Consider the following 19517-nt stretch of genomic DNA (forward strand, 5'->3'; position numbering starts at 1 on the left):
TCGGTCAGAGTTGAATAAAATCCAGATCCCCGCCAATCTCGCTTTTGGCGATGTCGACCACGCTCATCTCGTGGGTGAAGAGGATAGTCTGGAAGCGCTCGGCCGTTGCGGCCAGAACCTGCAGTCCGGCGCGGGCGCGCTCGTCGTCGAACGTCTGGAAGATATCGTCGACGATCAGCGGCGCCGGCTCGTTGCGCGCCGAATAATCTTCGAGAAATGCCAGTCGCAGAGCGAGATAGAGCTGGTCGCCCGTACCTTCGCTCAAGCCATCCAGTGGCACGCGTTCGCCCGCAGCACGTTCCGCCAGCAGCTGCAGCGCATCGTTTTCATCATGGGCTTCGACAAGGCGGGAGAAACGGCCGCCGGTCAGCTGCGAGAACAACTCCCCCGCCCGCCTGATGACGGGATCAGCCTGTTTTTCGCGATAGGCCTCCATCGAACCCGCCAGCATGCGCGCTGCGATCTTGAGGACGACCCATTGCCGCGCAAGGTCCTTTGCCTCCTGCTCGGCCGAGAGTTTTTCAAAAACGGCATATTCGGCACTCACGCCTGTTTCCAAAGCCTGCCGCTGGCGGCGGTTTTCCGCGAGCCGCGCCGAAAGCTCGCCATGCATGGCGAACTGCCGTTGATCTTCCTCGGTCAAGCGCTCGATTTCGAGATCGGCGGCGACCCGTTCGAAGCCGGCAAGTTCGGCGCGAAGCTCCTCTTCGGCCTTGCCGTCGGCTTGCTGGCGGAAGCGGTCGCGACTTTCGACGAGCCGTGCGGCGAGACGCGTGCGTTCGCGTAGCCGCGAAAGCAGTGCCGGCAGATCGTCGACACCGCCGAGATCCGCAGTCAGCTGGTCGAGATCGATAGCGATGGCGGCAAGCGCTGCCTCCTGGCGTGTCACGAGCGCTTCCCCGCGTTGCCGCTCCTCTTCGAGGCTGTCGCGCTTCTTCAGCTCGCCCCGCATGGCGTTGACGCGGGTATGCAGTGCCTCGGCGGCGGCATCCGGCGGCAGATGATCCAGTTCATAGCCGCTATTGGCGCCAAGGGTCGCCAGTCGCCGTTCGAAATCCGCCATGTCGCGCCGCATGCCATTGACGCGACGGAAGCGGTTTTCGCGCTCCGCCAGGACATCCGGCAGCTCCTGCCATGCCTTCAGGGCGGCGGCCGCCATCTCCAGGGTCGTGTCGGATGGCAGGCCGAGCAGTTCAACGGCCTTGGTAAATGCACCGCGCCAGTCGGCATGCTGCCGTTCCAACATCCGCTGCTGGTCCTCGAACCGTGTCAGCCGGTCGCGTGTCGCACCGATCTCCCCTTCCCGCGTGCGGCTTTCGCTCCAGCGTTCCGAAAGAAGGCGCAGATGCTTGCGCAAGCCTTCCGCAATCGCGGCCGGCGGAAGACGGCCGCTCTTGTAGCCGGTCGCCTCGACGATATCTTGCAAGGCGGGCAAGACGCGGCCCTCGGCCAGCGCATTCTCATCCCGTTCGTCCAGTAAATCCCGTAGCGCCTTGCGCTCGCGTCGCAGCAACTCCACCCCGCGCCGCCACTCCAGCATGGTCGAAGGATCGAGAGCATCGATACCGCAGGGTTCGAAAAGGGCGGAGAAGGTTGCCTGGGCATCCTTCAGGACCTTCTCACAGCCCTTGAGCCGACCGGAGGCCTCTTCGCGCTCCTGCAGCAGGCGCACCTGACGCAAGCGATAGTCGGCGTGGCGCGCGACACGATCCGCATCGCTCAAGGCGGCATCGGCCAGACGGTCCGCCTCGGCCAGCCCAACGGTCAATGCCGCTAGCAGCTTGGCTTCCGGAGCCGCACCGTCCGACCATCTTTGCTGGATGGAAGACCATTGCGCATCGCGTTCTTCACGCGCGGCGATGATCTGTTCGCGCGTGACGATCGGCCCGCTACGCTCGGCATCCGCGAGCGTTCGTTCTATCTCCGCCAGCTGCTCGTCATTGTTCTGCACTTTGCCGGCGGCTTCGCGCACCTTCGATCGCGCCGCGTCGATGGCGTCGCGATGTCCGGCAATCTCCGTCATTTCCGGCAGCGGCCCCGAGAACAGCATATCGATGTCACCGACCGGTGGCTGCAGCCGTACGGCGGCTTCATTGAGATCGGCTTCGATGCGGCGTATCTGCGTTTCCAGGCCATCAAGTCGACTCAAGGCCGAGAGGTCGCTAGACAGTGCCTCGAGCTGATCGATGTAGGGTCTCGGATCGATCAGCCGGCCCGTAAGACCATCCCTCTCAAGCGCCGCGAGCTGCCTGCGCTCGCTCTCGGCTTGCTCTGACAGAGACTGCATCTGCCGCGTAAGCCGCCCGCCCTCCTCCACCAGCTCGAACAGGCGCGCACGGTCGATATCGCTCGGCTGCTGCCGCTCCAGCTCGAGTTCGGCAAGGCCGAGACGGCGGGCAAGCTGCGAAAGCGTGGTGTCGTAACCGGCGAGCTCCTGATCGACGCGCGGCAGGTCGTGACGCTGGGCGCGGTAGTTGCCGGTATCGGCAAAGAGCTGCATGATATCGCCCGACATCTGCAGCAGCGCTTCATCCACATGGACGCGCGAAAGGTCTTCCTCGGCGCGCAGAACGGCCTGCCGCGCCCGTCGCAGTTCCTCTTCGCTCGCGTGTTTATCGCGCAATCTCTGTTCAAGCCCGTCGGCAAAGCCATCCGGTATGGCGGCGAGATCGGAAAGGCCATCGAGTGCAAGGGCTTCCGCATCGATTTCTGATAGCAAGGGCTGCAAGGTCTTCAGCCGCTTGAGCTGATCCAGCGCCTCGCGCGTACCGCGACGCTCTGCCTGCAAGCGCCCCAGTTCCGTCTCCAGCTCGGCCGCCTCGGCAAGGAGCTTCTTCCAGTCGCCGGATTTCAGCTCGTTTTCCCGTTCTGTCTTACGGGCATCTTCGTAGCGGTCGAGGGCCTGGTAGAAGCCGCGATCCTTGGAGCGTCTGGCTGCGTAGATGCCGTCGGCCTCGGCGTCGAGCGACTGGCGCAGTCGCGACAGGCCTGTCAGACCGGAAGCGGCCGAAAACAGCAGGCTGCCGATCTCGCCGCCGCTGCGCAGCATTGCGATCGCACCTTGCCGCAGCCGTTGCGAGTCGAGACCGAAGGCGCGCTCGAAGACATCACGGCTCAAATTACCAAGGAAGGGCGCGAGAGCATCCTCGGCCAGCGACGTTTCCTTATCATCCGGAGCTAGAAGCGTTCCCTTGCGTCCGCGTCGGCGACGAAAGCTCAGCTTTGCGCCATCGCGCGCGCTGATATCGGCACCGATCCGCAAGGTCCCGGGTTCATGCAGGAAACTCTGCTCGGCCGCCGTTGGAAAACCGAAAAGAAGATCGGAGATCGCGCTCAGAGCCGAGGATTTACCCGCCTCGTTCGGACCATAAATCACGTGCAATCGCGCACCGGGGCGAAAATCGAGCGTGCGATCGGTCAGTGCGCCGTAGCGGAGAATATCGAGCCGGGTAAAGCGCATGGTCAGTCCGCCCTCTGCCCGCGCGTCAGCAGCAATTGCCGCGCCTCCTCGATAAGCGCCTCCAAGCTTTCGTCCAGCGGCTGCTCCGCCGCGCCGAGGCCACCTGGCAGGCGCACGGCAATCTCGTCGATCAGGCGGCCCGCTTCCGCCGCGATATCGGCATCACCGACATGTTCGGCCAAGAGCTGGCGCAGATCGAGCGCGCCGTCCGCATCCGCCAGTTTCTCGGGCGGCGGTTCCAGCCGCAGTTCCAGCTTTTCCAGCCAGATATCCTCATGCACCCGGTGGCAGGCGGCTTCCACTTCGTCTCGCCATTGCTGGCGGCTGGCGGCGATCGCGCCGTGCAGGGGCGTCACACCGGAAAGCCGGACGCGCAGCGCGGTCATGCGTCCGGACGTCTCGTCGGCCAAAGGCTGCACCGCGTGCTCCACGCGACGAAGGATCGCCGCCTGATCGTCCTCTGGACCAACAAGGATATCGGCCTGCGCGAAACGCGCCTCGTCGACGATGATGCGCTCATGTTCGATCCGCCCGTCTTCGACCGTCACCAGCACCGCGCCCTTGGCACCGCGCTCGCGAATATTGCGACCCTGCAGATTGCCGGGAAAGATGACGAGCGGGTCCTGCGCCACCACTTCGAAATCATGCACATGGCCCAGCGCCCAGTAGTCATAGCCGCGCGAGCGCAGATCATCGACCGAGCACGGCGCATAGGGCGCATGCGGCTCGCGGCCGGTCAGCGAGGTGTGGAGAATGCCGATGTTGAACCAGCCGGAGACGGGAGCGGGATAGGTAACCGCCAGATTGTCATTGGCGGAGCGTTCGGCGAAGCCCTGGCCATGCAGCGCCACTTGCAGCGCCTCCAGCCTGACGCTGCCCGGCTTGCCGGTCGGGAATTCATGGACGTTTGGCGGCAATGTGATGGTCTTGGTGATGACGCTTGCCGCATCGTGATTACCGCGCAGCAGGTAGACCGGAATGCCCGCCCGCTCCAGCCGCGCCATCTCGCGATTGAAGAAGAGGCCGATCTTGTTGTCCTTCCAGTCGCCATCATAGACATCGCCGGCAATGACAAAGAAATCGACGCTCTTCTCGATCGCCAAGCCCACAAGCGTCGAGAAGGCCTTGCGGCTGGCTTCGACGAAGACCGCGGCGACGGCGGCATCCTTTAGAGCCAGGCCCTGAAATGGGCTGCCAAGGTGCAGATCGGCGGCGTGAATGAAGCTGAAAGAAGGCATGGGCTCCGATAGCAGTCAGATGTCCGGTCTTTCCTTTGTAAGGAAATGGAGGCGCTGTGAATACCGCGCCAGTGGCTTCATCCAATGGTTTCGTAAGTCAGGCCGAGCCTGTCATGTTTCTCAGTCACGCGATTGCGATCCTCGATCGCCGATGTGCGCTTGTGGCCCTGTCGGACGGCTGCTACTGCGCTATCATTCTACCAGCAAAAGCGAGGAGACATCTCATGAGACATCATGCTTTCGGACGAACGCCCTTTATCGTGACGGATGTCGGCTTCGGGGCCTGGCAGATCGGCGGTGCATGGGGTGATGTCAGCGAGGCCGACGGCCGCGCAGCGCTGAACGCCGCTCTCGATGCCGGCATGACCTTCATCGATACCGCCGACGTCTACGGCGACGGCCGCTCGGAAAAGATCATCGCCGACGTCCTGAAGGCGCGCGGCGGCGAGCGCCCGATGGTGGCGACGAAAGCCGGCCGCCGGCTGAACCCGCATGTGGCCGACGGCTACACCAAGGCCAACCTCGAAGGTTTCATCGATCGCAGCCTGAAGAACCTCGGCGTCGAAAGCCTGGATCTCGTACAGCTTCATTGCCCGCCGACCGAAGTCCTCTATCGGCCCGAAGTTTTCGCCGGTCTCGACGAACTGCAGAAGGCCGGCAAGATTAGGGGATACGGCGTCAGTGTCGCGCTGGTCGAGGAGGCGCTGAAGGCGATCGAATATCCGGGTGTGCTGAGCATCCAGATCATCTACAACATCTTCCGCCAGCGTCCCGACCACCTGTTCTTCAAGGAAGCCAAGCGCAAGAACGTGGCCGTCATCGCCCGCGTCCCCCTCGCCTCCGGCCTGCTTTCCGGCAAGATCACCCGTGACACTCAGTTTGCCAGCGACGACCACCGCAACTTCAATCGTCATGGCGAGGCCTTCGATGTCGGCGAGACCTTTGCCGGCGTCCCATTCGAAGTCGGCCTCCAGGCCGTCGAAGAGGTGCGCAAGCTGGTACCATCAGGCGCCAGCATGGCGGCCTTCGCGCTGCGCTGGATCCTGATGAACGACGCCGTCACCGTCGTCATTCCCGGTGCCCGCAATGCCGAGCAGGCAAAGGCCAATGCCGCCGCAGCCGACCTTGCTCCGCTTTCGGCCGACGTCATGGCGGCGACGCGCGAGATCTACGAGCGGCTGATCGCGCCGCACGTCCATCATCGCTGGTAAGAGCAACGGGCGTCCGGAAAACTGATGGCCGGGTACAGACCCGGCCACGAAAAGAGACCCTGCAGGAGAATTCAATGAAAGTGGCTCTTGTGACGGGCGCGTCCCGCGGACTTGGTGCGGTCATCGCGCGCGAACTGGCCGAGGCGGATTGGGCCGTAGCGGTCAATTATTCGAACGATACGGCTGGAGCGGACGCGGTGGTTGAAGCGATCCGACAGCGGGGCGGCCAAGCCTATGCGGCGAAATTCAGCGTAATCGACAAGGCTCGGCTGACCGAGGGTTTGGATGCAATCAGGAGCGAGCTCGGTCCGGTCGACCTGATCGTCAACAACGCAACGGGTCCACAACCGAGCATGCCATTGATGGAGCAATCCTGGCGAACCTATCTCGATCAGCTTGAGTTCTTCGTGAAAGCACCCCTCGAACTGCTTCAGGCGGTGCTGCCGGATTGGCGCGCACGCAAGTCGGGAAGAATAGTCAACATCGGCTCAGAAATAGCAGAGCTCGGCAATCCCGGTGTCGGAAACTATGCGTCGGCAAAAGGCGCCATGCTTTCCATGACCCGCTCCTGGGCCAGGGAATTGGCACCCGAAGGTATCACGGTCAATCTGGTCGCACCTGGCTGGATTCCCGTCGAACGCCATGCCGGGGCGTCTCAGCGGTCGATCGATGACTATCTCTCTCAAACCCCGCTTGGACATTTCGGAACGCCAGAGGATATAGCCCACATGGTGGTATTCCTCGCCTCGAACAAGGCGGACTTCCTGACGGGTCAAAAATTCGCGGTCAACGGCGGGCGCACGCTTCTCTGAGATCATCAAAGCCGCGAAAACGGATCGATAACAGACTACTCGCACCGAGACGATGGTGCCTGCTGCTATCTTGTACCATTGGCAGACATTACGGTTTCTTGCGCGCAGTCACCGAACCGAAACATTCCTGTCGTTATCGGCACAAAATGATCTTACTCTTTGCGTTGCATTCTTGCGCGGACCTCGAGAAAGGCGTTGGTAAGATTTATCAAGACAGGCGATCTGACACTGCCATTTGCTCCGCCGATCGGGTCCACAATGTGAATGTTTCTAAGATCGTTCATGAAGTCGTCCCAAAGAGCCGGGCCGCCATTCTCAAGCAGTTCGGCGCGGATGCTCAGGTCCTCGCTGACAGGCAGATGCCGCCGGCCCCAGGCGCCGATCATGGCGATCATCGGCACAAGCTGGATCGCCGGTTCTGTCAGACTGTAAATCGCTTTTTGGGCGTGAGTGGGATCGTCCAGCTTGGTGATCAGGTCGAGGGAGACGAGACGTTTTAGGCGTGCGGCGAGTATGTTGGAGGCAATCCCCTCCTCGGACCGATTGAGCAACTCGCGAAAATGCCGGCGATTGCCGAACATGATGTCCCGGATGACGACCAGGCTCCACCGGTCCCCCAACACCTCCATCGTCAGATTGATCGGGCATCCCGACCGCCGTTCGATATCCATATTCACGTCCTTCAATGAATCAATTGCAATGTAGGATCTGGCGTGTTAATACGCAACCAGTTGCAAATTGCAATTAGATGGAGAAAATCATGTCGAAAGTTCGCGTTGCAGGATTCTCGCTCTCCATAGATGGTTTCGGAGCCGGAGTGGAGCAAAGCCTGAATAACCCCTTAGGCAAGCGCGGTCCGGAATTGTTTGAGTGGTTTTTCCCGACCCAGACATTCCAGGCGATGTTCGGCAAGGAGGGAGAATCGGAAGGTGCCGACGCGAAATACGCGGCGTCTGGAAATACCGGTTTTGGCGCATTCATCCTCGGCCGTAACATGTTCGGCCCTATTCGCGACGAATGGCCCGATGAAAACTGGAAAGGCTGGTGGGGTGACAATCCGCCCTATCATGCACCGACCTTCATCCTGACGCACTATCCGCGCGAGCCAATCGTCATGGAAGGCGGCACAACTTTCCATTTCGTCACAGGCGGGATTGAGGAGGCGCTCGTGCGGGCCAAGGCCGTCGCTGGAGGCAAAGATATCAAGATCGGAGGCGGTGTCAGCACGGTGCGCCAGTATCTTCAAGCGAACTTGGTCGATGAGATACACTATGCCATTTCGCCAGTTGTGCTCGGAAAAGGCGAAGCGATGTTTGCCGGCATCGATCTGCCTTCGCTCGGCTTTCGGGTCGCTGCCCATGAGGCAACGGAGAAGGCTGCTCACATCGTTTTGAGGAAATGAGGTCCGGTGAAGCCCGGCCTTGCCGTCATTTGTGGCCGTTGAGCGATCCGAGAGCCACACATGAACCTTCCGCACACAATTACTGTATGAGACCATAAAAAGGGCCCGCAAAAGCGGGCCCCAATGTATCCACCCGCTAGGCAAAAGCCTCGCGGCGGGTGAAAACGAATTAGCTGTTGACCGAGTCCTTCAGGCCCTTGCCGGGCGTGAACTTCGGTACGTTACGAGCAGGAATATCGACCTCAGCGCCGGTGGACGGGTTACGGCCCTTCGTGGCTGCACGGTGGGAAACGGTGAAGCTGCCGAAACCGGCGAGGCGAATGTCGCCGCCCTTCTTCAGTTCAGCCTGGACAGTATCGAAAACAGCGTCAACAGCGGAAGCAGCGTCAGCCTTCGTGATACCGGCCTTCTCGGCCACTGCGGACACGAGCTCATTCTTGTTCATGTTTCCACCCCTTTCTTTGGTATGAAACGACTTATCAGTAAGCGGGGCGCAAAATAGGAATGCTCTTACCCGCCGCAACCCCAAAAGCCCTGCAAATCAAGGAAAAGCAAGCGCCGCCGTGCGCTTTTCACAAAAAAAGACCGGCAAAATTGCCGGTCTTTTCGCCTTTTGGATCAATTCGACAGAATTGAGGCGAAGAGCTTCAATGAGCGATAGTCGAGCCCACGTCGTCAACACCTTCAACTGTAGCAATTACAGGCGTTTCCACGGTGCCATCCCACTCGATCGGCTCGGGCCGGCGAACAAGCGCATGCTTGATCACCTCGCCCATGCGAGACACGGGGATGATTTCCATGCTGTTCTTCACGTTGTCCGGAATCTCCGCCAGATCCTTGGCGTTTTCTTCCGGGATCAGCACCTTCTTGATGCCGCCGCGAAGCGCTGCAAGCAGCTTTTCCTTCAGGCCGCCGATCGGCAGCACGCGGCCACGCAGCGTGATTTCACCCGTCATGGCCACATCCTTGGAAACCGGGATGCCGGTCATGATCGAGACGATCGCGGTTGCCATGGCGACACCAGCCGACGGACCATCCTTCGGCGTCGCGCCTTCCGGCAGATGCACGTGGATGTCGCTCTTGTCGAAGCGCGGCGGCTCGATGCCGAAATCGACAGCGCGCGAACGAACGTAAGACGCCGCCGCCGAAATCGATTCCTTCATGACTTCCTTCAGGTTGCCGGTGACCGTCATGCGGCCCTTGCCCGGCATCATCACGCCTTCGATCGTCAGCAGCTCGCCGCCGACCTCGGTCCAGGCGAGACCGGTCACGACACCGACCTGATCCTCGCGTTCGGCTTCGCCATGGCGGAAGCGCGGAACGCCCAGATATTCGTCGATATTCGCAGCGGTGACCGCAACGGACTTGGTCTTGCCCTTGATGATCTCGGTGACCGCCTTGCGGGCGAGCTTCATCAATTCGCGCTCGAAGTTACGCACACCGGCTTCGCGGGTGTATTGCTGGCTGATGGCCATCAGGGCGTCGTCGCTGACCGAAAATTCATTCGGCTGCAGCGCATGTTCCTTGATGGCCTTCGGCAGCAGGTGCCGCTTGGCGATTTCGCGCTTCTCGTCTTCGGTGTAGCCGGCGATACGGATGATCTCCATGCGGTCCATCAGAGGTGCCGGGATATTCAGCGTGTTCGCCGTCGTAATGAACATCACGTCCGACAGGTCATATTCGACCTCCAGGTAGTGATCCATGAAGGTCGAGTTCTGCGCCGGGTCCAGCACCTCAAGCAGGGCCGAAGACGGATCGCCGCGATAATCCTGGCCCAGCTTGTCGATTTCGTCGAGCAGGAAGAGTGGATTGGACTTCTTGGCCTTCTTCATCGACTGGATGACCTTGCCGGGCATCGAGCCGATATAGGTGCGGCGGTGACCGCGGATTTCGGCTTCGTCACGAACGCCGCCAAGCGCCATGCGGACATACTCGCGGCCGGTCGCCTTGGCGATCGACTGGGCGAGCGAGGTCTTGCCGACGCCCGGAGGGCCGACGAGGCACAGGATCGGTCCCTTGATCTTGGTGGCGCGTGCCTGGACGGCCAGATATTCGACGATGCGCTCCTTGACCTTCTCCAGGCCGAAATGATCCGCTTCAAGAATCTTCTCGGCATTGTTCAGATCGGCCTTGATCTTCGACTTCTTGTGCCAGGGAATACCCAGCAGCCAGTCGAGATAGTTGCGCACGACGGTGGCTTCCGCCGACATCGGGCTCATCTGACGCAGCTTCTTCAGCTCCGCATCGGCCTTTTCCTTGGCTTCCTTGGAGAGCTTGGTCTTGGAGATGCGCTCTTCCAGTTCGGCCATCTCATCGCGGCCTTCCTCGCCGTCGCCGAGCTCCTTCTGGATCGCCTTCATCTGCTCATTCAGGTAGTATTCGCGCTGCGTCTTCTCCATCTGGCGCTTGACGCGCGAGCGGATGCGCTTCTCGACCTGGAGAACCGAAATCTCGCCTTCCATGAAGCCGAGCGCCTTTTCGAGGCGAGCCTTGACGCTGGTGGTCTCCAGCATTTCCTGCTTTTCGGTGATCTTGATCGACAGGTGCGAGGCGACAGTGTCGGCCAGCTTCGAATAATCGTCGATCTGGCTGGCGGCGCCAACCACTTCCGGCGAGATCTTCTTGTTGAGCTTCACATAGCTCTCGAATTCCGAGACGACCGAGCGGCTCAGCGCTTCCAGTTCGACCTGGTCTTCCTCGGGCTCGTGCAGCACATGGCCGAGGGCTTCATAGAAATCCTCGCGGCCGGTGTAGTCGTCGATCTCTGCGCGCGCACGGCCTTCGACCAGCACCTTCACGGTGCCGTCAGGCAGTTTCAACAGCTGCAGAACGTTGGCAACGGTACCGACCTTGTGGATGGCGTCCGGCGCGGGATCATCATCGCTGGCATTGATCTGGGTGACCAGCATGATCTGCTTGTCCGAACCCATAACCTCTTCGAGCGCCCGAATGGATTTCTCCCGTCCGACGAACAGAGGCACGATCATGTGGGGGAAAACCACGATGTCGCGCAACGGCAATACCGGATAGGCAATGCTCTCGTGTGCCGCAGACGTTTTCTTACTCATCTTATTTCCTTTCCGTCGTCCCGTTCCCGGGCTCTCTGCCGGCTGGGAGGGATTAGCCGGCTTTCTCACTTGGTAAACAAGTGGAGCTTCACACTACCTATTTCAAGTCACGCGGGACGCGCCGCCGTCAGACAGCAGCCCCGTCTATTCACGAGGAGGAACGCAACAACAAACACCGAAGCCCGGCCACTCAAACAAATGCCGGCGAAGCGGAATCCGAAGAAAAACACCGGGCTCGTGCCCAACTCGCCAGATGCTCCAGAATCACTCCATGATGGCTGCAGCAGGGGCTCTTCACAACCGGTTTCGACCGCGTTCCCATAAGCTTATCCAAGACTTTATCAGCAAACTGCACGATTTTTCAAACAGAAAGGGGCCCGTCGACGACGAGCCCCCGATTCGTGATCGCAGATACGGACATCAGGCCGTTGCGTTGGCCTTTTCTTCCTGCCGATCGGCATAGATGTAAAGCGGGCGGGCAGAGCCGCGGACCACTTCCTCGGAAATGACCACTTCGCGCACGCCTTCCAGCGCCGGCAGCTCGAACATGGTGTCGAGCAGGATCTTCTCCATGATCGAGCGTAGACCGCGAGCGCCCGTCTTGCGGACGATCGCCCGGCGGGCGATCTCGCGCAGCGCATCCTCGTGGAAGGTCAGCTCGACGTCTTCCATCTCGAACAGACGCTGGTACTGCTTGACGAGCGCGTTCTTCGGCTCCGACAGGATCTGGATCAGTGCATCCGCATCCAGGTCTTCGAGCGTCGCCAGAACGGGTAGACGGCCGATGAATTCCGGGATCAGGCCGAACTTCACCAGATCTTCCGGCTCCAGCTCGCGCAGCACTTCACCGACGCGACGATCGTCCGGCGCCTTGACGGTCGCGCCGAAGCCGATCGAGGTCTTCTCGCCGCGGGCGGAGATGATCTTGTCGAGGCCTGCGAAGGCGCCGCCGCAGATGAAGAGGATGTTGGTCGTATCCACCTGCAGGAATTCCTGCTGCGGATGCTTGCGACCGCCCTGCGGGGGAACAGAAGCCACGGTACCTTCCATGATCTTCAGGAGCGCCTGCTGCACGCCCTCGCCCGAAACGTCGCGCGTGATCGACGGATTGTCCGACTTGCGGGAAATCTTGTCGACTTCGTCGATGTAGACGATGCCGCGCTGTGCGCGCTCAACGTTGTAATCGGCGGCCTGCAGCAGCTTGAGGATGATGTTTTCGACGTCTTCGCCGACGTAGCCCGCTTCGGTCAGCGTCGTCGCGTCGGCCATGGTGAAGGGCACGTCGATGATGCGCGCGAGCGTCTGAGCCAGATAGGTCTTGCCGCAACCGGTCGGGCCGACGAGCATGATGTTCGACTTCGCCAGCTCGACGTCGCCGTTCTTCGATGCGTGTGCGAGACGCTTGTAATGGTTGTGAACGGCAACGGAGAGGATCTTCTTCGCCTGCCGCTGGCCGATGACGTATTCGTCGAGAACCTTGATGATGTCCTGCGGAGTCGGAACGCCGTCACGGGACTTGACCATCGAGGATTTGTTTTCCTCGCGGATGATGTCCATGCATAGCTCGACGCACTCGTCGCAGATGAAGACGGTCGGTCCGGCAATCAGCTTCCGGACTTCATGCTGGCTCTTACCGCAGAACGAACAATAAAGCGTGTTCTTGGAGTCGCCGCCGTTGCTGCCGCTGACTTTGCTCATATCACTTTCCTTCCAGCACGCCGCCAATTTCCAGATCGAAATCGCGGTCCACTCAATGCGCCCGCCGGACCTGCCCCTCGTTTGCAGATCGCGGCGCCCTTCAGGGTACTGAACGCAGACCAGTCAACGACCGGAACTGCGTGGCAACGATCCCCCTTCGAATGCCGAATGCCATGTCACAAAAACGCTACATAGCATGAATCTTACTATTACCGCGTTCCGCTCCACATTAAACCCCTATTCGATCACAAATGGGATAGAACTGTGGCGTAGAAGTCACCGCCTCGTGGATAAATCACGAGGCGCTTTCACCTTCCATTTCGGTACGCGACGTCAGCACCTTGTCGATAAGACCCCATTCCTTGGCCTCGTCGGAGGACATGAAATGGTCACGATCGAGCGTCTGCTCGACTTCCTCGTAGGTCCGACCGCAATGCTTGACATAAACTTCGTTCAGGCGGCGCTTCATCTTGATGATGTCGCGCGCATGGCGCTCGATATCCGAAGCCTGGCCCTGGAACCCGCCCGAGGGCTGGTGAACCATGATGCGGGAATTCGGCGTTGCGAAACGCATGTCCTTGTCGCCGGCAGCAAGCAGCAGCGAGCCCATGGACGCCGCCTGGCCGATGCAAAGCGTCGAAACGGCCGGCTTGATGAACTGCATCGTATCGTAGATCGCCATTCCGGCGGTCACGACACCGCCCGGCGAATTGATGTAGAGCGCGATTTCCTTCTTCGGGTTTTCGGCCTCGAGGAAGAGAAGCTGGGCGCACACCAACGTCGCCATATGGTCTTCAACCGGCCCGGTCAGGAAAATGATGCGTTCCTTCAGCAGGCGGGAATAGATGTCGTAAGACCGTTCCCCACGGTTGGTCTGCTCAACAACCATCGGCACCAGAGCCATAGCTGTATCGACTGGATTTCTCATGTGCGTCCTTTATCAAACTTGCCCCGGCGACGGAAACGCCGGGAATCGGAGTAAAAATCCTTTACTCCTACATAGAGTGTCCCTGCCCTTCACTTCAAGACGCGCAAAAGCATATCGTCAAAAAGCAGTAATGCCCGAGGAGGCGTTGACAAAGCATTTCTAAACACCGCGCCTGGAATGCCAAGACGCCATGGCGTCGCGCCATTGGCTACCCACTGCATTTCCCACCCGCAAGGTGAAGGAAGCATGAAAGCCATGGCGATCAGGCGGAGATCGGAGACACAAGCAAAATTTACCAACTCATTTAACGAACTTACCATCTTATTCGGCGAGGATGGACCAATCGCGAAAATCGTTGCGCTGTCTATGCCGACGGTCCGAAGGCAGCGGAGAAACACCCATCGTGCTGAACATGACCACGGGTCTGACCATCTGGTGCTCGGAAGCCATCACCCTGGCGACCGTATTGCTTTTCGCCTGGAGGCACGATCGCAAGTCGCCCGCCTACCTGATCTGGGCCATCGGATTTACCGTCAGCGCGGTCGGGTTTGCCCTGGTGGCGGCTCGCGGCGTCGTTCCCGACATATGGTCGATCCGGATCGGCAATGCCGTGGCGCTGCTCGGCGAAAGCGCATGGATCGCCGGGTTCCGCCTGATGGACAAGCGCAAGCTGGAATGGTCCGCACTCCTGCCCCCTGCCATATGGGTGATCGGTGTCAGCCTGCCATGGGTCGGCGGCAACTTTGCCAATCGCATCATCGTCTACGATCTTGCCGGTGCCGTCGGCGCGACCTTGCTCGCCTTTGCGGTCCATCCGGCCGATGGCCGCCGCGAACCGGCGCGCGGGCAGCTCGGCATCGTCTTCGTGGCACTCGCCTGTTTCTGTTTCGGCTCGGCTATTTGGATGGTGCTCGTGGGCCCCTCGCTGGAAGAGGCCATGATCTATCGCGGCTACATGGCGCTCGGCTATGGACTGCTCATCATCGTCGCCGTCGTTCTGAACGGCAAGTTGCTGATGGAGCGCGCCGAGCGTCGCTGGCGGGCGATTTCCATCACCGACACGCTGACGGGAGTTCTGAACCGCCGCGGGTTACAGGAAAGCTATGACATCCTTGCGGGAGAAGGACAGCAGCAGCCGCAGAAACTCGCCGCGCTGCTGTTCGACCTCGACCACTTCAAGAAGATCAACGATCGTCACGGTCACCAGACGGGCGATGCTGTTCTGGTCGAATTTGCCCGTATCGCCCGTCAATTCGTGCCACGCAGCGGCGCGTTCGGCCGGATGGGCGGGGAAGAGTTCGTCGCCTTCGTTCCCATAGACGATCAATCCCAGGCGGAAGCGCTGGCGGAAACCATCCGCGCCGATTTCTGCCGTGTGCCGCTACTTGCCGGACGCACGTTGGTGCCGGCAACCGTCAGCATCGGCGTTTCGATCATGCCGCGCGACACCGTCAGCTGGGATCGCCTGGTCTCGTTCGCGGATCGCGCGCTTTATGCCGCCAAGCGCGCCGGCCGGAACCGCACCATCGTCTTCAACGAACTGGAAACTGCGAAGGAGGTCGAAACAGCGCCGGGCGCCGACGACGGCGAACTCGTACCGACCCTCGACGATCAGATATACGCGCTGAGACGCATGGGCACGCTCGCCAGGATGTGAACGGCTTACCCGGTACGGTTCCATTCGACAGGCTTTTGGTATGACCCGATCGCACCGTCCTCCAGCAAAGCAGCTACCGTCAAACGCAGCGCGCCTTCACAAATTGTGCGGCTATCTCCGGCCGTATCAGCCGTAACGACCGGTGATATAGTCTTCCGTGCGCTTGACCTTCGGCGCCTGGAAGATCTGCTCGGTCGCGCCGTATTCGATCAGTTCGCCAAGATACATGAAGGCGGTGCTGTCGGAGATGCGGCTTGCCTGCTGCATGTTGTGCGTGACGATGACGATCGTGAAATCGCCCTTCAGCTGCGAGACCAGCTCCTCGACCTTGGCGGTCGAGATCGGGTCCAGAGCCGAGGTCGGCTCGTCAAGCAGCAGGACTTCGGGGCGAATGGCAATGGCGCGGGCAATACAGAGGCGCTGCTGCTGGCCGCCGGAAAGGCCAAGTCCGCTCTGGTGCAGCTTTTCCTTCACTTCGCTCCACAGAGCTGTTTCCGTCAGCGCCGCTTCGACACGGACGTCCATTTCCGCCTTGGAAATCTTCTCATAGAGGCGAATGCCGAAAGCGACGTTTTCATAGATCGACATCGGGAACGGCGTGGGCTTCTGGAACACCATGCCAACCTTGGCGCGCAAATCGTTCAGATCGACGTCCTTGGTGAGAATATTGCGGCCGTCCAGCAGAATCTCGCCCGCAACCGTCTGGCCCGGATAGAGATCATACATCCGGTTGAAGGTACGCAACAGCGTGGACTTGCCGCAACCCGAAGGGCCGATGAAGGCGGTGACCGCATTTTTGCGGATGTTCATATTCACACTCTTCAGAACGCGATGGCCGTTCTGATAGGTAAAATCGAGGTTCTTCACCTCAAGTTTCGCGAGCATGCCGAGATCTGACTGGGAAACGGCGTCTTTCCCCGGCTGTGCGTTGACGCTCTGGAAATTGTTGTCGCTCATGTTCATGGTCTCATTCCTATCGTTCGGCGGCTGCGTCACTGGTGGCGGCGCCCACTCAAGACACGGGCAAGGATGTTGAGGGCAAGGATGGCAACGGTGATGATCAGCGCGCCGGCCCAGGCCAGTTGTTTGAGATCCTCGCCTGCATCGGCTGCGAGCGTGTTGATGGCAACCGGCAGCGTGGCGATTGGACCGGTCAGGCTCGTATTCATGAATTTGCTATAACCGGCCGTGAAGAGAAGCGGCGCGGTTTCGCCGCTGATACGGGCGATGGCCAGCAGTATGCCGGTCAGGATGCCCGTCCAGGCGGAGCGATAGATCACCATCGTCATGGACTTCCAGCGCGGCGCGCCGAGCGCGGCGGTCGCCTCGCGAAGTGCGTTTGGCACCAGCAACAGCATATCCTGCGTCGTGCGGTTGACGACCGGAAGGGCGATCAGCGCCAGCGCGAGAATGCCGGCAATGGCAGAGTTACCGTGCATGGGCACGACCACGGCGCCGTAGACGAACACGCCGACGATGATCGAAGGTGCGGACAGCAGGATATCGTTGATGAATTTGGCAGCCTCGGCAAGCTTGGTGCCGTTCGCATATTCCACCAGATAGGTGGCGGCGAGAATGCCGATTGGAGCGGCGATCACAATGGCAAGGCCGGTAACCAGAAGGGTGCCGTAGATTGCGTTGATCAGGCCACCGCGCGAGCCCTGGGCCGGGATCGACATGGTGAACACGTCGAGGCTGAGCGCCGTCACACCGCGATAAAGCAGGGTCACGAGGATCACACTGAGAAAGAATATGCCGAGGATGGCCGCAATGAAGGACAAGGCCATCATTACCCGGTTCTTCGTATAGCGCCTCGAGACGAGATTCTGACGAATTGCATTTTCCATGGTTTTTTCCTCAGAGCGAGTCGCCGCGGCCGATCATCCAGCGCGCCGCTGCAAGCACGCAGAAGGAAAGGACGAACAGAAGCAGGCCGAGCGCAATTAGGCTCGACAATTGCAGACCGTCGGCATCGCCGAAGTTGTTCGCGATCTGAGCGGAAATGGTGGTGGACGGTGAGATGATCGACGATTGCAGGCGGCTCACCGAGCCTACGACGAAGGTGACGGCCATGGTTTCGCCAAGCGCGCGGCCGAGGCCGAGCATGATACCGCCGACGAGGCCGCGACGCGTATAGGGGATCAGGATGTGACGGGCCACTTCCCATGTGGTCATGCCCATGCCGTAAGCGGATTCACGCAACATCGGCGGCACGGTGCTGAACACGTCGCGGGAGATCGCGGTGATGAACGGCAGGATCATGACGGCGAGCACGAGGCTTGCCGTCAACAGGCCGACGCCCGGCGCCGGCGGCTGGAACAGCAGGCCGATCAACGGCACCTGGCCGATCGTCATGATAAGGAAGGGCAGGATATAGGTCTGCATCAGCGGCACGAGAATGAACAGACCGACGATGCCGTAAATAATAGAGGGAACGCCGGCCAGAAGCTCGATGGCGGTACTGATCGGCCGCCGCAGGCTGCCGGGGCAAAGTTCCGTGAGGAAGATGGCGATGCCGATGCCCAAGGGAATGGCAATCAGCATGGCGATGAACGAGCTCACCAGCGTGCCGACCACGGCAGGAATAGCACCATAGATATCGGCGGGAGCACTCCATTTCGTGCCCCAGAGGAACGAAAACCCGAAAGTCTGGAAGGTGGGCAAGGCATCAATGACAAGAACCGCAAGGATTGCCAGCAGCAGAAGCACGACGAGAGTGGCCGAGCCAAGCGTCATAAAATAGAAAATCCGATCCTGTGTCCGGAATTTTCTGGTCATGGCGGTGGTATCCACAGCCTGGAAGCCAGCCGTCTGGGTCGCGTCAGCCATCGATTTCCCCTTGTCCTGTCACGAAAGGCGGACAGGGCCATACCCTGTCCGCCGCAACTTTTCATTCAGCACAAATTACTTCGTACCAAAGTCCTTCTTCCAGGACTTCTCGACAACCTCGGCAACATTTTCCGGGATCGCGAGATACGACAGAGCGGTCGCGTCCTTCTGACCGTGCTCATAGGACCACTTGAAGAACTTCAGCGCTTCTTCGTTCTTAGCAGCATCGGCAGGCTTCTTGTAGAGCAGAACCCAGGTCGAAGCTGCAATCGGCCAGCTCTTTTCGCCCGGCTGATTGGTGATGATCAGGTTGAAGTTCTTGGCATTGGCCCAATCGGCGTTGGAAGCTGCAGCCTTGAACGTCTCGAGGCTCGGCTCGATAACCTTGCCTGCGGCGTTCTTCATCTTCGCGAAACCGATGTGGTTGGCGACGACGTAGGAATATTCAACGTAGGAGATCGAACCAGCCGTCTGGTTGACGGTGGTGGAAACGCCTTCGGAACCCTTGGCACCGAAGCCGACCGGCCATTCAACTGCCGTGTTCGAACCAACCTTTTCCTTCCACTCCGGCGAAACCTTCGCCAGGTAATCGGTGAAGTTGAAGGTCGTGCCCGAGCTGTCGGCGCGATAAACGACGGAGATGGGCGTGGAAGGCAGCTTCACGTCGGCGTTCAGCGCCTTGATGGCAGCGTCGTCCCACTTGGTGATCTTGCCGAGGAAGATGTCGGACAGAGTCTTGCCGTCGAGAACGAGTTCGCCCGGCTTTACGCCTTCGATGTTATAGGAAACGACGATGCCGCCGGAGATCATCGGGAACTGGGCAATGCCGTTCTTCTCGAGGTCAGCGTCGCTCATCGGCTTGTCCGAAGCGCCGAATACGATGGTCTTGTCGAGGAGCTGCTTGATGCCGGCGCCCGAACCGACCGACTGATAGTTGACGACATTGTTCGTCGCAGCCTTGTAGCCTTCGGCCCACTTGGACAGAACCGGCGCAATGAAGCTCGAGCCGGCGCCCGTAATGTCGGCAGCCGAGGCCGAAGCAGCCATGGCGGCAACCAGGCCGGCGGTCAGGCAAAGGGAACGGATTTTCAGGTTAAGCATAATAGACTCACTTCCTCAAGTGAATGAAAGGATGGCGAGCAGAAGATCGGCACGAGGTACCCATGCTAAATGACCCCCCAATCTCCTGGCGACAGTGATGGCTCTAATGCCGC

At 60.2% G+C, this 19517-nt stretch carries 15 protein-coding genes; 4 read left to right on the plus strand and 11 right to left on the minus strand.

Annotated features, from left to right (window positions below; translation table 11 throughout):
• Window positions 1-4: 4 nt before the first annotated feature.
• The gene (locus HGP12_RS30685; RefSeq protein ID WP_168843716.1) at window positions 5-3460 is read right to left on the minus strand and encodes a YhaN family protein; all 3456 of its coding nucleotides are present in this window, start codon (window positions 3458-3460) and stop codon (window positions 5-7) included.
• A 2-nt stretch (window positions 3461-3462) separates the two neighbouring features.
• On the minus strand, window positions 3463-4698 hold the full coding sequence (locus HGP12_RS30690) for a DNA repair exonuclease (protein WP_168843717.1): 1236 nt from the start codon (window positions 4696-4698) through the stop codon (window positions 3463-3465).
• Between the two features lie 224 nt (window positions 4699-4922).
• Here HGP12_RS30690 and HGP12_RS30695 point away from each other — a divergent pair, with 224 nt between their 5' ends.
• Entirely contained in the window at window positions 4923-5909 is a 987-nt protein-coding gene (locus HGP12_RS30695) for an aldo/keto reductase (protein ID WP_168843718.1), read from the plus strand.
• Window positions 5910-5983: 74 nt separating this feature from the next.
• Window positions 5984-6721: an SDR family oxidoreductase gene (locus tag HGP12_RS30700; RefSeq protein WP_168843719.1), complete on the plus strand. Its 738-nt coding sequence runs from the start codon at window positions 5984-5986 to the stop codon at window positions 6719-6721.
• 152 nt (window positions 6722-6873) lie between these two features.
• Here the strand turns inward: HGP12_RS30700 and HGP12_RS30705 are convergent, their stop codons facing one another.
• Window positions 6874-7392, minus strand: coding sequence for a helix-turn-helix domain-containing protein (locus tag HGP12_RS30705; protein ID WP_168843720.1), 519 nt, complete (start codon window positions 7390-7392; stop codon window positions 6874-6876).
• Between the two features lie 89 nt (window positions 7393-7481).
• Here HGP12_RS30705 and HGP12_RS30710 point away from each other — a divergent pair, with 89 nt between their 5' ends.
• A complete protein-coding gene (locus HGP12_RS30710) occupies window positions 7482-8123 on the plus strand; it encodes a dihydrofolate reductase family protein (RefSeq protein WP_168843721.1) in 642 nt (213 codons plus the stop codon).
• Window positions 8124-8292: 169 nt separating this feature from the next.
• Here HGP12_RS30710 and hupB read toward each other — a convergent pair whose 3' ends face one another.
• The 4 genes from hupB to clpP all read right to left on the minus strand — a co-directional run bounded on the left by hupB (window position 8293) and on the right by clpP (window position 13817).
• Window positions 8293-8568 carry a DNA-binding protein HupB gene (gene hupB / locus HGP12_RS30715; RefSeq protein WP_015339480.1) on the minus strand — a complete coding sequence of 92 codons (276 nt, stop codon included), beginning with the start codon at window positions 8566-8568 and terminating at the stop codon, window positions 8293-8295.
• A 202-nt stretch (window positions 8569-8770) separates the two neighbouring features.
• Window positions 8771-11191 carry an endopeptidase La gene (gene lon, locus HGP12_RS30720; protein WP_168843722.1) on the minus strand — a complete coding sequence of 807 codons (2421 nt, stop codon included), beginning with the start codon at window positions 11189-11191 and terminating at the stop codon, window positions 8771-8773.
• Window positions 11192-11611: 420 nt separating this feature from the next.
• Window positions 11612-12889: an ATP-dependent Clp protease ATP-binding subunit ClpX gene (gene clpX / locus HGP12_RS30725; protein WP_015339478.1), complete on the minus strand. Its 1278-nt coding sequence runs from the start codon at window positions 12887-12889 to the stop codon at window positions 11612-11614.
• Window positions 12890-13184: 295 nt separating this feature from the next.
• Complete coding sequence (gene clpP, locus HGP12_RS30730; protein ID WP_120663582.1) at window positions 13185-13817, minus strand: ATP-dependent Clp endopeptidase proteolytic subunit ClpP; 633 nt, start codon at window positions 13815-13817, stop codon at window positions 13185-13187.
• 403 nt (window positions 13818-14220) lie between these two features.
• Between clpP and HGP12_RS30735 the strand changes: the two genes are divergently transcribed.
• Entirely contained in the window at window positions 14221-15474 is a 1254-nt protein-coding gene (locus HGP12_RS30735; protein WP_312862957.1) for a GGDEF domain-containing protein, read from the plus strand.
• 126 nt (window positions 15475-15600) lie between these two features.
• Here the strand turns inward: HGP12_RS30735 and pstB are convergent, their stop codons facing one another.
• From pstB to pstS, 4 genes are all read right to left on the minus strand, one after another.
• Window positions 15601-16359 (minus strand): phosphate ABC transporter ATP-binding protein PstB, encoded by a 759-nt coding sequence (gene pstB, locus HGP12_RS30740; RefSeq protein WP_205926741.1) that lies wholly within the window; start codon window positions 16357-16359, stop codon window positions 15601-15603.
• A gap of 107 nt (window positions 16360-16466) precedes the next feature.
• Window positions 16467-17321, minus strand: coding sequence for a phosphate ABC transporter permease PstA (gene pstA / locus HGP12_RS30745; RefSeq protein WP_168843725.1), 855 nt, complete (start codon window positions 17319-17321; stop codon window positions 16467-16469).
• 10 nt (window positions 17322-17331) lie between these two features.
• A complete protein-coding gene (pstC, locus tag HGP12_RS30750) occupies window positions 17332-18303 on the minus strand; it encodes a phosphate ABC transporter permease subunit PstC (RefSeq protein ID WP_168843726.1) in 972 nt (323 codons plus the stop codon).
• Between the two features lie 75 nt (window positions 18304-18378).
• Window positions 18379-19404 (minus strand): phosphate ABC transporter substrate-binding protein PstS, encoded by a 1026-nt coding sequence (gene pstS, locus HGP12_RS30755; RefSeq protein WP_168843727.1) that lies wholly within the window; start codon window positions 19402-19404, stop codon window positions 18379-18381.
• Window positions 19405-19517: the final 113 nt, after the last annotated feature.

Origin of the sequence: Rhizobium sp. P28RR-XV, assembly GCF_012641385.1 — a bacterium.
Lineage (GTDB): Bacteria > Pseudomonadota > Alphaproteobacteria > Rhizobiales > Rhizobiaceae > Rhizobium.